The organism is Panacagrimonas sp., from assembly GCF_965216805.1.
GTDB lineage: Bacteria > Pseudomonadota > Gammaproteobacteria > Nevskiales > Nevskiaceae > Panacagrimonas.
In genome coordinates, this window is record NZ_CBDCGN010000002.1 from 1023413 (window position 1) to 1039643 (window position 16231).

16 protein-coding genes are annotated in these 16231 nt (G+C 65.7%); 10 read left to right on the plus strand and 6 right to left on the minus strand.

Annotated features, from left to right (window positions below; translation table 11 throughout):
• Positions 1 to 97 precede the first annotated feature (97 nt).
• The gene (gene urtE / locus ACOOHP_RS04880) at positions 98 to 793 is read left to right on the plus strand and encodes an urea ABC transporter ATP-binding subunit UrtE (protein ID WP_420465336.1); all 696 of its coding nucleotides are present in this window, start codon (positions 98 to 100) and stop codon (positions 791 to 793) included.
• Here urtE and ACOOHP_RS04885 read toward each other — a convergent pair.
• A complete protein-coding gene (locus tag ACOOHP_RS04885; RefSeq protein ID WP_420465337.1) occupies positions 778 to 1302 on the minus strand; it encodes a DUF2937 family protein in 525 nt (174 codons plus the stop codon). The genes urtE and ACOOHP_RS04885 overlap by 16 nt on opposite strands.
• Positions 1303 to 1398: 96 nt before the next feature.
• Between ACOOHP_RS04885 and ACOOHP_RS04890 the strand changes: the two genes are divergently transcribed.
• From ACOOHP_RS04890 to clpA, 4 genes are all read left to right on the plus strand, one after another.
• Positions 1399 to 2202, plus strand: coding sequence for a TIGR00266 family protein (locus tag ACOOHP_RS04890; RefSeq protein ID WP_420465338.1), 804 nt, complete (start codon positions 1399 to 1401; stop codon positions 2200 to 2202).
• Complete coding sequence (locus ACOOHP_RS04895; protein ID WP_420465339.1) at positions 2199 to 3293, plus strand: M48 family metallopeptidase; 1095 nt, start codon at positions 2199 to 2201, stop codon at positions 3291 to 3293. The genes ACOOHP_RS04890 and ACOOHP_RS04895 overlap by 4 nt, the downstream gene beginning before the upstream one ends.
• Positions 3294 to 3534: 241 nt before the next feature.
• Positions 3535 to 3861 (plus strand): ATP-dependent Clp protease adapter ClpS, encoded by a 327-nt coding sequence (gene clpS, locus ACOOHP_RS04900; RefSeq protein WP_420465340.1) that lies wholly within the window; start codon positions 3535 to 3537, stop codon positions 3859 to 3861.
• A 46-nt stretch (positions 3862 to 3907) separates the two neighbouring features.
• Positions 3908 to 6187 (plus strand): ATP-dependent Clp protease ATP-binding subunit ClpA, encoded by a 2280-nt coding sequence (gene clpA, locus ACOOHP_RS04905; RefSeq protein WP_420465341.1) that lies wholly within the window; start codon positions 3908 to 3910, stop codon positions 6185 to 6187.
• Between the two features lie 342 nt (positions 6188 to 6529).
• Here clpA and infA read toward each other — a convergent pair whose 3' ends face one another.
• The 5 genes from infA to ACOOHP_RS04930 all read right to left on the minus strand — a co-directional run bounded on the left by infA (position 6530) and on the right by ACOOHP_RS04930 (position 9842).
• A complete protein-coding gene (gene infA, locus ACOOHP_RS04910) occupies positions 6530 to 6748 on the minus strand; it encodes a translation initiation factor IF-1 (RefSeq protein WP_420465342.1) in 219 nt (72 codons plus the stop codon).
• A 122-nt stretch (positions 6749 to 6870) separates the two neighbouring features.
• Positions 6871 to 7578: an arginyltransferase gene (locus ACOOHP_RS04915; RefSeq protein ID WP_420465343.1), complete on the minus strand. Its 708-nt coding sequence runs from the start codon at positions 7576 to 7578 to the stop codon at positions 6871 to 6873.
• Positions 7575 to 8330 carry a leucyl/phenylalanyl-tRNA--protein transferase gene (gene aat / locus ACOOHP_RS04920; RefSeq protein WP_420465344.1) on the minus strand — a complete coding sequence of 252 codons (756 nt, stop codon included), beginning with the start codon at positions 8328 to 8330 and terminating at the stop codon, positions 7575 to 7577. The genes ACOOHP_RS04915 and aat overlap by 4 nt, the downstream gene beginning before the upstream one ends.
• 4 nt (positions 8331 to 8334) lie before the next feature.
• Positions 8335 to 9495: a GNAT family N-acetyltransferase gene (locus tag ACOOHP_RS04925; protein WP_420465345.1), complete on the minus strand. Its 1161-nt coding sequence runs from the start codon at positions 9493 to 9495 to the stop codon at positions 8335 to 8337.
• A 20-nt stretch (positions 9496 to 9515) separates the two neighbouring features.
• Complete coding sequence (locus tag ACOOHP_RS04930; RefSeq protein ID WP_420465346.1) at positions 9516 to 9842, minus strand: hypothetical protein; 327 nt, start codon at positions 9840 to 9842, stop codon at positions 9516 to 9518.
• A gap of 171 nt (positions 9843 to 10013) precedes the next feature.
• On the opposite strand from ACOOHP_RS04930, the gene ACOOHP_RS04935 reads away from it, so the two are divergent.
• From ACOOHP_RS04935 to serS, 5 genes are all read left to right on the plus strand, one after another.
• Complete coding sequence (locus ACOOHP_RS04935) at positions 10014 to 12449, plus strand: DNA translocase FtsK (protein WP_420465347.1); 2436 nt, start codon at positions 10014 to 10016, stop codon at positions 12447 to 12449.
• Between the two features lie 136 nt (positions 12450 to 12585).
• Positions 12586 to 13191: an outer membrane lipoprotein chaperone LolA gene (gene lolA / locus ACOOHP_RS04940; protein ID WP_420465348.1), complete on the plus strand. Its 606-nt coding sequence runs from the start codon at positions 12586 to 12588 to the stop codon at positions 13189 to 13191.
• Positions 13192 to 13217: 26 nt separating this feature from the next.
• A complete protein-coding gene (locus ACOOHP_RS04945) occupies positions 13218 to 14522 on the plus strand; it encodes a replication-associated recombination protein A (protein ID WP_420466945.1) in 1305 nt (434 codons plus the stop codon).
• Entirely contained in the window at positions 14519 to 14899 is a 381-nt protein-coding gene (locus ACOOHP_RS04950) for a fluoride efflux transporter FluC (protein ID WP_420465349.1), read from the plus strand. Before ACOOHP_RS04945 ends, ACOOHP_RS04950 begins: the two co-directional genes overlap by 4 nt.
• A 52-nt stretch (positions 14900 to 14951) precedes the next feature.
• Positions 14952 to 16226 (plus strand): serine--tRNA ligase, encoded by a 1275-nt coding sequence (serS, locus tag ACOOHP_RS04955; RefSeq protein ID WP_420465350.1) that lies wholly within the window; start codon positions 14952 to 14954, stop codon positions 16224 to 16226.
• The last annotated feature ends 5 nt before the right edge of the window (positions 16227 to 16231 follow it).

Consider the following 16231-nt stretch of genomic DNA (forward strand, 5'->3'; position numbering starts at 1 on the left):
CACACGGGCCTGTGCAGCGCATTCTGCGGCTGATTGGCTTTTCATCCGTGGGGCTCCGTGTCATCCGTGGCAAACGCTTTTCGGGCACCGACGCTCCATGATCGAGATCAACAACCTCAACCAGTTCTATGGTGGCTCGCACACCCTGTGGGACGTCAGCCTGTCGGTACCGACCGGTTCGCGCACCTGCCTGATGGGCCGCAACGGCATGGGCAAGACCACCTTGCTCAAATGCATCATGGGATTGATCCCGGCGGTCTCTGGTGAGATCGGCTTCGACGGCGCCGACATTCGCCGCCACGCCGCCGAAGCCCGCGCGGCGATGGGGATCGGCTACGTGCCGCAGGGTCGCGAGATCTTTTCGCAGCTCACGGTGGAGGAGAACCTGCGCATGGGGCTGTTCGCCAAGCGCACACGGCCAGCCGATGCACTGGAGCGCGTATACACCACTTTTCCGGTGCTCAAGCAGATGCTGCGCCGTCGCGGCGGTGACCTGTCGGGCGGGCAGCAGCAGCAGCTCGCCATCGGTCGCGCGCTGTTGCTGCAGCCCAAGTTGCTGATCCTGGATGAGCCGTGCGAGGGCATCCAGCCCAACATCGTCCACGAGATCGGCGATCTGCTACTGCGCCTCAACGCCGAGACCGGCCTGACCGTACTGATCGTCGAACAGAAGCTGCCGTTCGCCCGCCGCGTGGCCAGCGACTTCCGGATTCTGGACAAGGGCCGCGCGGTGGCCGGCGGGGCAATCTCGGAACTCAGCGACGAGATGGTGCGACATCACCTGACGGTGTGACGCCGCGCGCCGGGATCGGGTCCGACGAAGCGGCGCATGCCGGCGAACAGCAGTTCGAGCACCAGCACGCAGGGCACCACCAGTGCCAGACCCGCCAGCAGCGCGGTCTGGTCCAGCAGGATGCCGAAGGAATACTGCGCGCGGGTCTCGCCGAGGAGGTCGCGGTCGCCGTTTCTGACCATGTGCCAGACCTGCTGCGGCAGCGGCGCCAGCATCTGGGTCAACTCGGCCTGGAAGCGCTGGGCCCGCTGCTGCATGAAGCGGATGGCATCGCCTTCGGCGCGGAAGGTGGCGTCGCTGCTGGCCTCGTGATGCGCAATCAGCGCGTCCAGCGAGCCATTGTGAAAGCGGTCGGCGATTTCCTGGAAAGGCGCGAGATTGGTCTGCACTTCGCTGAGGTGGGCATCCACCCGCTTGCGGTACTGATCGCTGAAGTTGGGCACCTGAATGCCGATCAGCAGGGCGCCGCAGGCGACCAGCAGCAGAATCAGACGCGGGACGAAGCTCATCGGGTTCTCCGTTGGGGGCGCGGCGTGTCGGCGACGGCGCCTGGCGGGATTTTGCAGGATGATGCGCCTTCCTGAACCGCCGCCAACGAAATTTCCATGGACTCTATCCAATACCGCATCGACGGCGATGACCTGCAGGTGGTGGAAATCACCCTGGAGCCGGGCGCTGCCGCGGTCGGCGAGCCCGGCGCCATGATGTACATGGACGACGGCCTGGACATGGACACCGTGCTCGGCGACGGTTCCGGCCGCGGCAATGTGCTGCTGCGGCTGTGGCGGGCCATCAAACGCAGCTTCACCGGCGAATCGCTGTTCAGCAGCGTGTTTACCAACACCAGTGACACGACGCGGCGGGTGGCCTTCGCTGCGCCCTATCCGGGCAAGCTGGTAGCGATCGACCTGGCCGACGTGGGTGGCGCGCTGGTCTGCCAGAAAGGCGCGTTTCTGTGTGCCGCGCGCGGGGTGCAGGTCGGGGTGGCCCTGCAGAAGCGGTTACGCGTGGGCTTGTTCGGCGGCGAAGGCTTCGTGATGCAGAAGCTCAGCGGCGAGGGCATTGCGTTCATCCACGCCAGTGGCCTGCTCAGTGAACTGGAATTGCAGCCCGGACAATCCCTTCGGGTGGATTCGGGCTGCCTGGCCGCGCTGCAGCCGACCGTGCAGTACGACATCAAGTACGCCGGCCGGCTCAAGACCGCATTGTTCGGTGGCGAGGGCCTGTTCTTCGCCAGGCTGCAGGGACCGGGCACGGTTTGGCTGCAATCGCTGCCGATCCGGCGGCTGGCCGGGCGCATCGTCGCCGACGGCATCGCGCGACCGCGCGGCTGGGGCGGGCGCATCTATTTCATGCTGGTCATCCTGTTCATTCTCTTCGCGCTGTCCGGACCTGGGCCGACGCCGTGAATCCGGGCAGCGTGTTCGATGCCCGGCTTTTCGGCCCGGGCCTGCCGCGCGCCGGTTCGCCGATCAAGGCGCAACTGCTCGGCACCAACCTCCGACTGGAAACACCGCAGCCACGGGTGGTGCCGCTGTCTCACCTGTCGGCACAGGTCGGCGGCTTCGATCACGATTGCGTGTTTCTGAACTTCGAAGACGCCGGCGCGCGATGGTCGTTGCAGGTGGTGTCGTCCGCCACCCTGGCCGCGTTGCGCCGGCAGGCCGATCCGCGCCTGCAGCGCGAACTGGGCCGCATCGGCGGCGGTGTAAGCCGCCAGCGCTGGCTGTGGGGCGGACTGGGGACGCTGGTCGCGGCACTGGCACTGGCCGCGGCGCTGCTGGTGGTGCGCTACGACGCCTTCGTCGCTTGGGTGGCGCAGCAGGTGCCGGAAGCCACCGAGGCACGGCTGGGTGAGCAACTGGTGTCGGCGCTGCGCGACGGCGGGCAACTGGTGGAGGAGGGGCCGGCGCTGGAGGCCATCGGCACGATCGGCGAACGCCTGACCGCCGGCTCCGCCTACGACTACCGCTGGTATCTGCTGCGCGACGATCGGATCAACGCCTTCGCCGCGCCGGGCGGCGTGGTGGTGGTACACACCGGTCTGATCGCAGACGCCGCTTCGGTGGAAGAACTGGCCGGTGTGCTGGCGCACGAAATACAGCACGTGGAGTTGCGCCACTCGCTGCAGAACATGATCCTCACGCTGGGCTGGGCGGCGGTACTCACCGTGGTATTGGGCGACGCCAGCGCCATCATCGGGGTGCTGGTGCACCAGGCCGGCGCCATGAGCTTTTCGCGCGACCTGGAACGCGAGGCAGACGCGCTGGCGGTGCCGGCGCTGCACCGGGCCGGCGTCGATCCGCAGGGCATGGTGACGTTTTTCCGCCGGCTGCAGTCGCAGGAAAGCGGTAGCGTGGCCTGGCTGTCCAGCCACCCTGCCACCGCGGAGCGAATTGAGCGTCTGCAGACGCTGATCGCGGCGCTGCCGCCGCTGGTGCCGGAGCCCCTGGAACTGGATTGGCAGGGCGTACGCTCGTCCGTGCAGAAAGCGCCGTGAACGGCCCCGACGGTTGGGCGCGGAATCCATCCGGACTTGTCGCTCCCTGGAGCCCCCGGAGCCGGGTTGTAGTGCGGAACGATCGCTCCGCTCGCCGGTCTAGCAAGAGCACGTTCGACCGCCAGACCCCGGCTTCCATCGGCCGGAGGCGCCAGCACTTGAATTTGGCGCAGAACATGCAACTTTGGACAGGGCGACCGGAGGGCTTTCAAGTCACCCGCCGCGCGCTAGACTGGAACCCATGAGCGAAACCCCCCGAATCCGTACGGGCACCGACCTCGGCAATGTCGTCGAGGCGGCCAAGCCCAAGACCAAGCAGCCGCCGTTGTTCAAGGTGGTGGTGGTCAACGACGACTTCACCCCGATGGAGTTCGTGGTCCAGGTTTTGCAGCAGTTCTTTCACCACACCCGGGAATCGGCGGTGCAGATCATGCTGCACGTGCACACCAAGGGTCGCGGCGTTGCCGGCGTCTATCCCGCCGAGATCGCCGAGACCAAGACCGCGCAAGCCAATGCCTTCGCGCGCCAGCATCAGCACCCGCTGCTGACCGTGCTGGAAAAGGCCTGATGTCGATGCACCCCACACCCGCGTTGGATCCGTAAGGGAGCCGATCATGTTGTCCGACGAACTGCAGAAAGCACTCGATGCCGCGTTTCTCGCCGCACGCGGGGAGGGGCACGAGTTACTGACGGTGGAACACCTGCTGCTGGCGCTGTTGTCCGACGCCAACGTTTCCGAGGTGCTCACCGCCAGCGGCGCCGACCTGGAAAAGCTCGAACAGCAGCTGCGCGAATACATCCGTCACAACATCCACGCCACTCGCGGCGGCGAACAGACCGAGGTGCAGCCCACCCTGTCGTTCCAGCGGGTGTTGCAGCGGGCGATCTACCACGTGCAGGCCGCTGGCAAGAAGCAGGTGTCCACGCTCAACGTGCTGGTGGCCATGTTCGCCGAAAAGGACACGCACGCCGTGTATCTGCTCGGCGAACAGGGCGTGAGCCGGCTGGACGTGGTGAATTTCATCTCTCACGGCATCGCCAAGAACAATCCCAACGCGCAGCAGCCTTCGGAGGGCAGTTCGGAGACCGAGGACAAGGACGAAGGCAAGCCCAGCGGCAAGTCCGCGCTTGAGCAGTTCACCGTCAATCTGAACGAGCGTGCTACCCGCGGGCAGATCGACCCCCTGATCGGACGCGAGCACGAGATCGAGCGGGTCATGCAGACCCTGTGCCGACGGCGCAAGAACAATCCGCTGTTGGTAGGTGAGGCCGGCGTTGGCAAGACCGCCATCGCCGAGGGGCTGGCGTGGCTGATCGTGGAAGGCAAGGTGCCGGATCTGCTCAAGGGTTCGGTGGTGTTCTCGCTGGACCTCGGCAGCCTGATCGCAGGGACCAAGTATCGCGGCGACTTCGAAAAGCGCTTCAAAAGCGTGATGCAGGAGCTCACCCAGACCCCGGGTGCGATCGTGTTCATCGACGAGATCCACATGATCATCGGCGCTGGCGCGGCCAGCGGCGGCGTGATGGATGCGTCCAACCTGCTCAAGCCGCTGCTGTCGGGTGGCGTCTTGCGCTGCATCGGCTCCACCACCTATCAGGAATACCGCGGCGTGTTCGAGAAAGACCGCGCGTTGGCGCGGCGCTTCCAGAAGATCGACGTTACCGAGCCGACGGTGGAGGACTCGGTGAAGATTCTCGAAGGCCTGCGTTCGCGCTTCGAGGAACATCATTCCGTGCAGTTCACCCGCGGCGCTCTGCGTTCGGCGGTCGAACTGAGCGCACGCCACATCACCGACCGGCTGCTGCCGGACAAGGCCATCGACGTCATCGATGAAGCGGCTGCGCGCCTGCGTCTGCTCCCGGAGTCCAAGCGACGCAAGACGGTGCAGGTGCGCGATATCGAGGAGACCGTCGCCAAGATTGCGCGCATCCCGCCCAAGAGCGTGTCCAGCAACGATCGAGACAAGCTCGCGACCCTGGAGCGTGATCTCAAGCTGGTGATCTACGGCCAGGATGACGCGATCGCCCAGCTCACCTCCAGCATCAAGCTGTCGCGCTCCGGACTGGGCAATCCCGACAAGCCGATCGGCAATTTCCTGCTGGCAGGTCCCACGGGCGTGGGCAAGACCGAAGTCACGCGACAGCTTGCGCAGCTGCTGGGCATCGAGCTGATCCGGTTCGACATGTCCGAATACATGGAGCGGCACACCGTGAGCCGCCTGATCGGTGCCCCCCCCGGCTACGTCGGTTTCGACCAGGGTGGTCTGCTCACCGAGGCCGTGCTCAAGCAGCCGCACTGCGTGGTGCTGCTGGACGAGATCGAAAAGGCACACCCCGACGTGTTCAACCTGCTGCTGCAGGTCATGGACCACGGCAGCCTGACCGACAATAACGGACGCAAGGCGGATTTCCGCAATGTGATCCTGGTGATGACCACCAATGCAGGCGCCGAGGAATCCTCGCGCCGCAGCATGGGCTTCGCCGAGCAAAGTCATCTCACCGACGCGCTGGAAGTGATCCGCAAGATGTTCACGCCCGAGTTCCGCAACCGTCTGGATGCCATCGTGCCCTTCGCAGCGCTGGGCAAGGCGGAGATCGCGCGCGTGGTGGACAAGTTCCTCCTGCAGTTGGAGGAGCAACTCGCCGCCAAGGGCGTAGTGCTGGAAATCGACGAAAGCGCCCGCGCCTGGCTCGGCGAGCGCGGCTACGATGCCAAGATGGGTGCCCGTCCGATGGCCCGCGTGATCCAGGAAAACCTCAAGCGCCCCCTGGCCGAAGAGCTGCTGTTCGGCAAGCTCGCCAACGGTGGACGCGTACACGTCGAGGTCAAGGGCGACAAGCTTGAATTCGAGCTTGAAGCGCGCGAAAAGCCGGCTGTGCTCGAACCGGTCTGATGTTTCTCGCTCGCAGTAAGAAGCCCGCTTCGGCGGGCTTTTTATTGAGGGCAGTGGACGCGCGAAGATCGTCGGCCCCAGTGGCTTGGGCCAGGCCTGCACCCGCTACGGCTCGCTCGGCCGCGGGTCGATGTGTTCGCGGCGGACGCAGGTACGGCGTAAGAGTGCGGAGTCGGGGCCTGTGCCCACCACAGCCGACGCTCGCTTGCCCGCTGCTTGCTCCGCTCTTGGCGGGGCGGTTGCGACGGGAGGGCGCGGGTTGAGTTTTGGGGCCTGTGCCCGCTACAGCCGCCACTGGCTTGCCCGCTACTCGCTTCGCTCGCGGCGGGGTGCTCGGGCGGCTTACTTGTCCCTAAAGGTGATGCGGCCCTTGGACAGGTCGTAGGGCGTCAACTGCACGGTGACCTTGTCCCCGGTCAGAATGCGGATGTAGTGCTTGCGCATGCGGCCGGAGATGTGAGCCGTCACCACGTGGCCGTTTTCCAGCTTCACACGGAAGGTGGTATTGGGCAGCGTTTCGGCGACAACGCCGGGCATTTCAATGTGATCTTCTTTGGGCATGCGACCTGCGGGGCAGCTTGGGGGCGGGCATTATCCGGGCTGGGCAAGGACTGTTCAACCTCGGCCCGCCAGGAGGCGTTCCGGATCCGAGTTGCCTTCGCGCGGCAACTGCGAATGCCGTTTCAGCCGCTGATGTCGGCGCGCTCCCAGCCGTTGCTGCCGAGGACTTCCATCGGCCGAAAATTGCGCTTGTAGTCCATCTTCGGGCTGCCGGGGACCCAATAACCCAGGTAGACGTGTTGCAAGCCTTGTTCGCGCGCGGCCTGCAGCTGAGCCAGCACCGCGTAGGTGCCGAGGCCGCGATCGGCGTATTCCGGCGCGAAGAAGGTGTAGACGGCGGACAAAGCCTGCGGCACCCGATCCACCACGGCGCATGCCAGGAGCTGTTCGTCGTGCAGGAATTCCCAGAACTCGGTGGCGCCCCAGCCGCAGTTGAGAAAATTATGGAACCCGCTCTTGTCCTCGGGGTTCATGCCGCCGTCATCGTGCCGCGCGCGCAAGTAGCGCTGATACAGGTCGAACTGGTGATCGGTGATGTCGCTGCAGATGCGTACCCGCAGGTCGTTGTTGCGCTTCTGGCAGCGCCGCTGGGCGCGATTGGGGATGAAGTCAGCCACCGGGATGCGCGCCGGAACGCAGGCGCGGCAGGATTCGCACCGCGGCCGGTAGACGTGATTGCCGCCGCGACGGAAGCCTTGCTCCAGCAGGCTCTGGTAACGCGTCGGATTGACGCGATAGTCGGGATCGACAAACAGGCTGCGAGCGGACCGCGCGGGTAGATACCCGCAGGGATGTTCGGTGGACAGAAACAGGCGGACGCGTTCGTTCATGTGCGTGAATGTGTCGGCACATGCTCGCGCGAAGCCGGTACCGCAATATCGAACTGCCAGTGCCCGGTTCGCGCTGGCGCGGCGACTGACGGGCGCAGCAAACCGAGAAAGCGCTCGCGTGAGACTTCCACCGCGCCCAGGCTCTGCAGGTGCGGAGACCCGACCTGACAGTCGATGAGTGCGAAGCGCCAGGCGAGCAACTGCTGGCTCAACCAGTGCAGCGCGAGCTTGGACGCGTCGGGTTGATGACTGAACATGGATTCGCCGAAGAATACCCGACCGAGCGCGACGCCATAGAGGCCGCCGACCAGGTCCCCGGCACGCCAGACTTCCACGGAATGGGCGTATCCGTGTGCAAACAGTTTGAGGTAGGCCTCGCGCATTTCGTCACCGAGCCAGGTACCGCGACTGCGGCGCCGTGGCCCGCTGCACTGCTGCAGCACTTCGTCGAACGCACGATCCAGGCTGACGCCGTAGTCCTCGCGGCGGATGCTCCGGCCCAGCGAGCGGGTGATGCGCATGCCGTCCGGATACAGCACCGCGCGCGGGTCCGGGCTCCACCACAGAATCGGCTCGTCCGGGTTGTACCAGGGGAACACGCCCTGCGAGTAGGCGCGGATCAGACGGGGAACCGACAGGTCGCCGCCGATCGCCAACAGGCCGTTGGGATCACGCATGGCCAGGTGCGCGGGAGGGAAGGGCTGCTGCGGATCGCGCGGGTCCAGCCAGTGCAGCCGGATGGGATTGTCCATGTCCCTAACCTTGTTGCGTAACCGGTACGTCGGGTGTCGACCGGTACGGCCTATGGTGCATGAATTCATCCATCCGCGCCGCCACTGCGCGCCGCTCGCGCGCCAGGTAATCCTGCACGGCCTCACGCAGTCGCGGATCCGACAGATGGTGGAACGAGCGGGTCGCAACCGGATCGAACCCGCGCCCCAGTTTGTGCATCCCCTGGGTGCCGGCGTCGAAGCGCGCCAAGCCTTCGCGCAGGCACAGTTCGATGCCCTGGTGATAGCAGCATTCGAAATGCAGCGAGTGATAGTGCGCCTCGCTGCCCCAGTGACGTCCGTAGAGGGTGTCGCCGCCAACCAGCAGGATGGCCATGGCCACACGGCGCTGCTCGTGCACGGCAAACACCAGCCGCAGGTCCAGAGCGGCGCAATGGCCGATGTCGGCCAGGAAGTCGCGGGTGAAGTAGGGCAGTTGCCCGCGCTCGTGATAGGTGCCGGCGTAGAGGCGGTACACCAGATCCCAGTCCTGCGACGACAGGTCGGCGCCGCGGCACACCTCGAAACCGATGCCGGATTCCGCCACGCGGCGGCGCTCGCGCAGGAATTTCTTGCGCTTGTCGCTGCTGAAGGTGGCCAGAAACGTCGTCATGTCGAGATATCCGCGGTTGTGCCACTGGAATTGCACGTCGTGACGTTCGATGAATCCGGCGCTGCGGAAATCGGTCGCTTCGGGTTCGTCTACGAACAGCGCGTGCGCGGAGGAGCGGCTCTCGCGTTCGCAACTCTCCCTCAGATACCCGGCCAAGCGGCTGCGCACCGCGGCGTCGGCGCCTCCCAGACGCGGGCCGGTGCTGGGCACGTAGGGGATGGCATTGAGGTACTTGGGGTAATAGGGCTGACCGATACGGTGGCTGGCGTCGGCCCAGGCGAAGTCGAATACAAATTCGCCGTAGGAATGGTGTTTCAGGTATCGCGGTGCGGCGCCGACGCAGCGCCCGCTGTCGTCCTCGACAACTAGGTGGCTGGGCTCCCAGCCTTCCTGCTCGCTGACGCAGCCGTGGGTTTCCAGTCGTGCAAGCCAGTCATGGCGTACGAACGGGTTGCCGCCCTCGAACTGCCGGTCCCATTCGCCGGCCGCGATCTCCGCAAGGCGGCGTAATCGCCGGACATGCAGCACCGTCACGTCGCTGAGCGCGGGCCTTGTCAGTGAAAGGTCGGCCCGGCACTGGGGATGTCCCGGATCGCCCACTGCACCACGGCGTCATGCTCGAAGCCGCTGAGCGCGTCGTCGGCGGAAGCCGGGCTGGCTTCCAGCATCTTGCCTTCCTGGTCGAAGCGGATGTTGGCGCCGGCGGTCTGCACGCGAATTTCCGTGGCATTGGCTGCGTCCACCGCGACTTGGAGATAGCGCACGCGGCTGTCGGCAAATTCCGGCAGCCGGTCTGCCCCGGCGGCGATCTGCGCAGCCTGCTCGGCCGTGAATTCGTGAATCCGGCCCTCGGGGGTCAGAACGAAGTGGCGAACATTCATGTCGATCTCCTGCTGTTTCGGTAAAGCCTCAGACGCGATGATGATGTGTCTGTATCGGCGGCTTTCAAGCAGCCCGTTGTTATACTCCGGGTGCTACGTCCGTCCGCTGTGACCGGTGGTCTGGTCATCGGCGCGACCGCTTCTACCATTCCCACTCGTATTCCTTTCGCCTTGTCGAAAAGCAAAACGCAGGCCACCGACGCTCCCGCCGACACGGGGTGGCTGGAGCGCCTGCCGAGAGAAGCGGGGCTGCTGGCCTGCATCGGTCTCACCCTGTTCCTGCTGGCGGCGCTCATCAGCTTTGACCCCAACGACCCGGGCTGGAGTTCCTCGGGCGCCGGTGGACCGGTGAAGAACCTGGTCGGGCCGGTGGGCGCCTGGACCTCCGACGTCCTGCTCAGCCTGGTCGGCTATGTGGCGTTCTTTCTGCCGTGGGGAATCTGCGTTGCAGGGTTGCGCCTCTATCGGGGCGCGCGTGACGGTGCGCCGGTTCCGATTGTGGTTCGTGTGGCCGCCTGGGTGGTCATGCTGTCCTCGCTGTCGTCACTGTGCGCCCTTCATGCCGACGTGTGGGAGTCATTTCCGCCACAGGGCGGCGGGGGCATCGCCGGCCAGATCATCGGCGCCTGGTTCGTGCAGGCGCTCAAGCCGCTGGGTGCTTCGCTGAGCCTGCTGACACTGTTCCTGGCGGCAGCTCCGCTGGCCTTGATGTTCTCCTGGCTCAGCGTGGTGGACCGCGTCGGTGCCGCGACCCTCGGCGTGCTGCGAAGAATCCCCCTGCGTCGGCCCGGCGGCGCTGAAGACGCCGATCCGTTGCTGGACCCGGACTCGATGGCAGGCGACCTCAAGGCAAAGAACCGGACGCTGGCATCGCGGCGCCGGATGCCCGATCTGGGCGAGACGCCCGAGGCCTCCGAGGCGGCCACGCAGATGCTCCTGGGCGACTTCGCCGATGAGGACTTGCCTTCGGCCACGGGTACGCGCCGACTCGAACGCGCGACCCCGGACCTGGCACTGAGTGACGACAGCCCGCAGACGCCGACGGCGCGCGGGCGCGCGCCACGCAAGCCACGTGTCGAGCTGTCCGGCAAGTTGCCGTTCGGAGGCGACCCGCTGCCGCCGGTAGGCTTGCTGGACCCGGCGCGGCCCAGTGGCAAGCGCTACACCGACCATGAACTGGAACACCTGTCGCGTGAGGTCGAGCGCCACCTCGCCGACTTCGGCGTGAAAGTTCAGGTGGTGGCGGCCACCCCGGGGCCGATCATCACCCGCTTCGAATTGCAGCCGGCACCGGGCGTTAAAGGCGCGCAGATCACCAACCTGTCCAATGATCTGGCGCGTTCGCTGTCGGTATCCCGGGTGCGCGTGATCGAAGTGATCGAAGGCAAGCCCTTCGTCGGGTTGGAAATTCCGAACACCAAGCGCGAAATGGTGGCGCTGCGCGAAATTCTCGAATCGGGCGCCTACAGGAATTCGGCTTCCACGTTGTCGATGGCGCTGGGCAAGGACATCGCCGGCAATCCGGTGGCGGTGGACCTGGCCAAGATGCCGCACCTGCTGGTGGCGGGTACCACCGGCGCCGGCAAGTCGGTGGCGATCAACGTGATGATCCTGTCGATGCTGTACAAGGCCACCCACGAGCAGGTCCGGTTCATCTTCATCGACCCCAAGATGCTGGAGTTGTCGGTGTACGCCGATATTCCGCACCTGCTGACACCGGTGGTCACCGACATGAAGGACGCCGCCAACGCGCTGCGTTGGTGCGTGGGCGAGATGGAACGGCGTTATCGACTGATGACGCAGCTGGGTGTGCGCAATCTGGCCGGCCTGAACAAGAAAATCGAGGATGCCGCCGCGGCGGGCGAGCCTGTGCGCAACCCGATGGCGGCAGCACCGGAACTGTTCGATGCCGAGGGCATCGCCAATATGCCGGCGCCGGAACCCTTGCAGCCGCTGCCGAACATCGTGGTGGTGATCGACGAGTTGGCCGACATGATGATGGTGGTCGGCAAAAAGGTGGAAGAACTGATCGCACGCCTGGCGCAGAAAGCGCGTGCGGCGGGTATTCACCTGATCGTCGCTACTCAGCGCCCCAGCGTGGACGTCATCACCGGCCTGATCAAGGCCAACATTCCTTCGCGCATCGCGTTTCAGGTATCGGCGCGGGTGGACAGCCGCACCATCCTCGACCAGCAAGGTGCCGAAACCCTGCTCGGCCACGGCGACATGCTGTACCGCCCGATCGGCGCCTCCAGCGTGGCGCGTGTGCACGGTGCCTTCGTCGACGATCACGAGGTGCACAAGGTCGTGGCCTATCTCAAGCAGGTGGCCCCGGCCAACTACATCGAGGACATCTGCGCTGACGAGCCGCAGGCCAATCCGGCCGCAGACGGTGGCGAGGATGTGGAGGCCGACCCGCTCTACGATCAGGCGGTGGCGCTGGTGCTGGAGACGCGCAAAGCCAGCGTGAGCTGGGTGCAGCGGCGGCTCAAGATCGGCTACAACCGTGCCGCGCGCATGGTCGAGCAGATGGAAGCCTCGGGACTGGTCGGGCCCAGCGGCCCGGGCGGCAACCGCGAAATCCTCGCGCCGGGCGGGCGAGAGTGAGTTCGCTCAGTTCGCGTTCGGAGTTGGAAGCGAAGAATCACGCAAAGGCGCGAATTTGCGCGAAGAAGCAGGAACCCCACTCGTGAATTTTTCTTGCTATTGCATTGCGCCTTTGCGCTTCTCTTTGTGCCTTTGCGTGACGCTTTTGCTTTTGCAGGGCACTGCGCACGCCGCATCTGCCGAAGACGAACTCAGACAGTTCGTGGAAAACGTCAACACGCTCAGCGGCCGCTTCGTGCAGACCCAGACCGACGAGCATGGCGAGATCGTGTCTTCCGGTGCCGGTACGGTGGCGATCTCCAAGCCAGGCCGTTTCCGCTGGGCCTACGAAAAGCCCTACGTGCAGTTGATGGTTTGCGACGGCGAGCGTATCTGGGCCTACGATCCGGACCTGGCGCAGGTGACGGTAAGGCCGGCAGGCGAGGCCCTTGCCGGCACGCCGGCCGAACTGCTTTCGCAGAAGGCACGCCTGTCCGATACCTTCCGGATCGAGGACCGGGGGATGGAACGCGACCTGCGCCGGGTGCATCTGCAGCCGCGTGCCGAAGACAGCGAGTTCCAGTCGATCGAGCTGTGGCTGCGCGATGGCGTCCCGCAACGGTTGCGCTTTACCGACCCGCTGGGCGGGGCCTCCGATGTCGAGTTGCGCGACCTGGAGGTCAATCCGAAGCTGGACGCGGCCCGGTTCGTCTTCGAGGTGCCGGCGGGGACCGAGGTGGTCGAGGCGGTGCCGGCGCCGTGAACGCAGGCGCGCCGCTGGCCGAGCGCATGCGGCCGCGCAGTCTGGACGAGGTGGTCGGCCAGGACCATTTGCTGGGCCGCCAGGCGCCGTTGCGCGCGCTGCTGGAAAGCGGGCGCATTCCCTCGCTGGTGTTCTGGGGGCCGCCTGGCGTCGGCAAGACCACGCTGGCACGGTTGATCGCACAGTACGTGGATGCGCAGTTCCTGACCTTGTCGGCGGTGCTGGCGGGGGTCAAGGACATCCGCGAGTCGGTGGCCAAGGCGCAGGCCGAAGGCAGCGGCCTGATGGCGCGGCGCACGGTGCTGTTCATCGACGAGATCCATCGCTTCAACAAGGGACAACAGGATGCGCTGCTGCCCTATGTGGAAGACGGCACCCTGACCCTGGTCGGCGCGACTACCGAGAATCCGAGCTTCGAGCTCAACGGCGCGCTGTTGTCGCGGTTGCGCGTTCTGGTTCTCAGGCCGCTCGACGATCCTGCCGTGCGGGCGCTGCTGCAGCGAGCGCTGACCGATCGCGAACGTGGCCTGGGCCTGGCTGCCGATCACCTGCCGGAAAACTGGCTTGCCCGAATCGCCGAAGCGGCCGACGGCGATGCACGTCGCGCGCTGATCCTGCTCGATACCTGCGTGGAGTTGTTGCGTGCACAAAACGCACGCGTTGGGCCGGTGGAGCCGTCGCGCGCGGCGGCTCGACGCGACGATGCGCTGCTCGAACAGCTCATCGGCCGCGGATTCCGTCGCTTCGACAAGCAGGGCGAGCAGTTCTACGACCAGATCTCGGCTTTGCACAAATCGGTACGCGGCAGCGATCCGGATGCCGCGCTGTACTGGTTCGTGCGCATGATCGACGGGGGCTGCGATCCCCGTTACATCGCCCGTCGCGTCACCCGCATGGCCTACGAAGACATCGGGCTGGCCGAACCGGGTGCCATCCGCCTGTGCCTGGATGCCTGGGACGCCTGGGAGCGTCTCGGCAGTCCGGAAGGCGAGCTGGCGCTGGCCCAAGCGGTGGTCTACCTTGCCGGCGTTCCCAAGAGCAATGCCGTGTACCGCGCCTACAAGGCTGCACACGCGGCGGTGGAGGCGCAGGGTTCGCTGGAAGTGCCGCTGCATATTCGCAATGCGCCGACACGACTGATGAAGGACCTCGGCTACGGTAGCGGTTATCGCTACGACCACGACGAGCCGGACGCCCACGCCGAAGGTCAGCAGTTTCTGCCGGATCGCCTGGTGGGCACGCGCTTCTACGAACCCACTGCGCGTGGCCTGGAAGGACGCATTGCCGAGCGCCTGCAGAAAATTCGTGAAGCTCAGGGAGGCGCCGCATGAGCCCGGCGGTCTGGTTAGCGGTGGCCGTAGGGGGCGCGCTGGGGTCCACCGCACGTTTGGCGGTAATGCAAGCGGCGCGTGCCCTGGTTCCCGGTTGGCCCTGGGGGACCTGGGCGGTCAATGTTCTGGGCAGCCTTGCCATCGGCGTGTTGATGGCCTGGTTTCTGGCGCGGCCAGCGCCGGACTGGGTCCGCATCGGGCTGATGACCGGCGTACTGGGTGGCTTCACCACGTTCTCGGCGTTCTCGCTGGATACCCTGGAGCTGTTGCGCACCGCAGGCGCCGCTTCGGCAGCCGCTTACGTCGCCGCAAGCCTGCTGTTCGGGCTCGCTGCCTGCGCGCTGGGCCTGTGGCTGGGACGGGTATTGCTCGCGTGATGCGCCGCCGCCGCGGATAATCGCAGGCCCTTCCGCCGATTCGCCGATTGTCATGCTCGATCCCCGCCGCCTCCGCGCCGAACCCGAAGCTGTTGCCCAGCAGTTGGCACGCCGTGGATACACCTTCGATCTCGAGCGGTTCCGTGCACTGGAATCTGCACGCAAGCAGATCCAGACCGAGACCGAGCAGTTGCAGGCCGAGCGCAACGCCGGTTCCAAGCGTATCGGGCAGGCCAAGGCCAAGGGCGAGGACGCGTCCCCGATCCTGGCCGACATGGATCGCATCAAGGCGCAACTGACCGACAACGAGGCGCGCTTGAGCACCTTGCAGGCTGAGTTCGAAGATTTCGCCATGGGCCTGCCCAACCTGCCGCTCGCCAGCGTGCCGGACGGACGCGACGAGCACGACAACGTCGAGATCCGGCGCTGGGGCGAGCCGCGTGCGGCGCAAGGCATGCGCGATCACGCCGATCTCGGCGAAGCACTGGGGCTGATGGATTTTGCCGCGGCGGCCAAGATCACCGGCGCGCGCTTCACCGTGCTGCGCGGTGCTTTGGCGCGCCTGCACCGCGCGCTGACCCAGTTCATGCTCGATGTGCATACGCGCGAGCATGGCTACGAGGAGCTTTACGTCCCCTACATCGTCAACGCTGCGTCCCTGCGCGGGACCGGCCAGTTGCCCAAGTTTGGCGAGGATTTGTTCGCGCTCAAGGGCGACCAGGACTGGAGCCTGATTCCCACCGCCGAAGTGCCGGTGACCAATCTGCTGCGCGACGAGATCCTGGAAGCCGGATCGCTGCCCCGCAAATGGGTCTGTCACACCCCCTGCTTCCGGGCCGAAGCCGGCGCCGCCGGCCGCGACACCCGCGGCATGATCCGTCAGCACCAGTTCGAAAAAGTGGAGCTGGTCCAGGCCGTGTTGCCGGAAGATTCCGAAGCCGCGCTCGAGGCGCTGACCGCGCATGCAGAGGCGATCCTGAAAAAACTGGAGTTGCCGTATCGCACGGTAGCGCTATGCACCGGCGACATGGGATTCGGCGCTGCCAAGACCTATGACATCGAGGTCTGGCTGCCGTCGCAGGACCGCTATCGGGAAATCAGTTCCTGCAGCAATTTCGGCGATTTCCAGGCCCGGCGCATGTTGGCCCGGTACCGCCATCCGCACACCAAAAAGCCCGAACTCGTCCATACCTTGAACGGTTCGGGCCTTGCGGTCGGCCGCACACTGGTGGCAGTGCTGGAAAATTGCCAGCAATCGGACGGATCGATCACGATCCCCGCTGCGCTGCAGCCTTACTTTGGCGACACCTCGATCAGCAGTGCCTGATCGAG

Bases quoted from the DNA above. Each gene is read 5' to 3' on its own strand.
- infA (WP_420465342.1), bottom strand. From the start codon at position 6,748: ATGCCCAAAGAAGATCACATTGAAATGCCCGGCGTTGTCGCCGAAACG.
- ACOOHP_RS04885 (WP_420465337.1), bottom strand. From the start codon at position 1,302: ATGAGCTTCGTCCCGCGTCTGATTCTGCTGCTGGTCGCCTGCGGCGCC.
- ACOOHP_RS04950 (WP_420465349.1), top strand. From the start codon at position 14,519: ATGAGCCCGGCGGTCTGGTTAGCGGTGGCCGTAGGGGGCGCGCTGGGG.
- serS (WP_420465350.1), top strand. From the start codon at position 14,952: ATGCTCGATCCCCGCCGCCTCCGCGCCGAACCCGAAGCTGTTGCCCAG.
- ACOOHP_RS04930 (WP_420465346.1), bottom strand. From the start codon at position 9,842: ATGAATGTTCGCCACTTCGTTCTGACCCCCGAGGGCCGGATTCACGAA.
- aat (WP_420465344.1), bottom strand. From the start codon at position 8,330: ATGGACAATCCCATCCGGCTGCACTGGCTGGACCCGCGCGATCCGCAG.
- ACOOHP_RS04945 (WP_420466945.1), top strand. From the start codon at position 13,218: ATGCGGCCGCGCAGTCTGGACGAGGTGGTCGGCCAGGACCATTTGCTG.
- ACOOHP_RS04890 (WP_420465338.1), top strand. From the start codon at position 1,399: ATGGACTCTATCCAATACCGCATCGACGGCGATGACCTGCAGGTGGTG.
- clpA (WP_420465341.1), top strand. From the start codon at position 3,908: ATGTTGTCCGACGAACTGCAGAAAGCACTCGATGCCGCGTTTCTCGCC.
- ACOOHP_RS04915 (WP_420465343.1), bottom strand. From the start codon at position 7,578: ATGAACGAACGCGTCCGCCTGTTTCTGTCCACCGAACATCCCTGCGGG.
- urtE (WP_420465336.1), top strand. From the start codon at position 98: ATGATCGAGATCAACAACCTCAACCAGTTCTATGGTGGCTCGCACACC.
- clpS (WP_420465340.1), top strand. From the start codon at position 3,535: ATGAGCGAAACCCCCCGAATCCGTACGGGCACCGACCTCGGCAATGTC.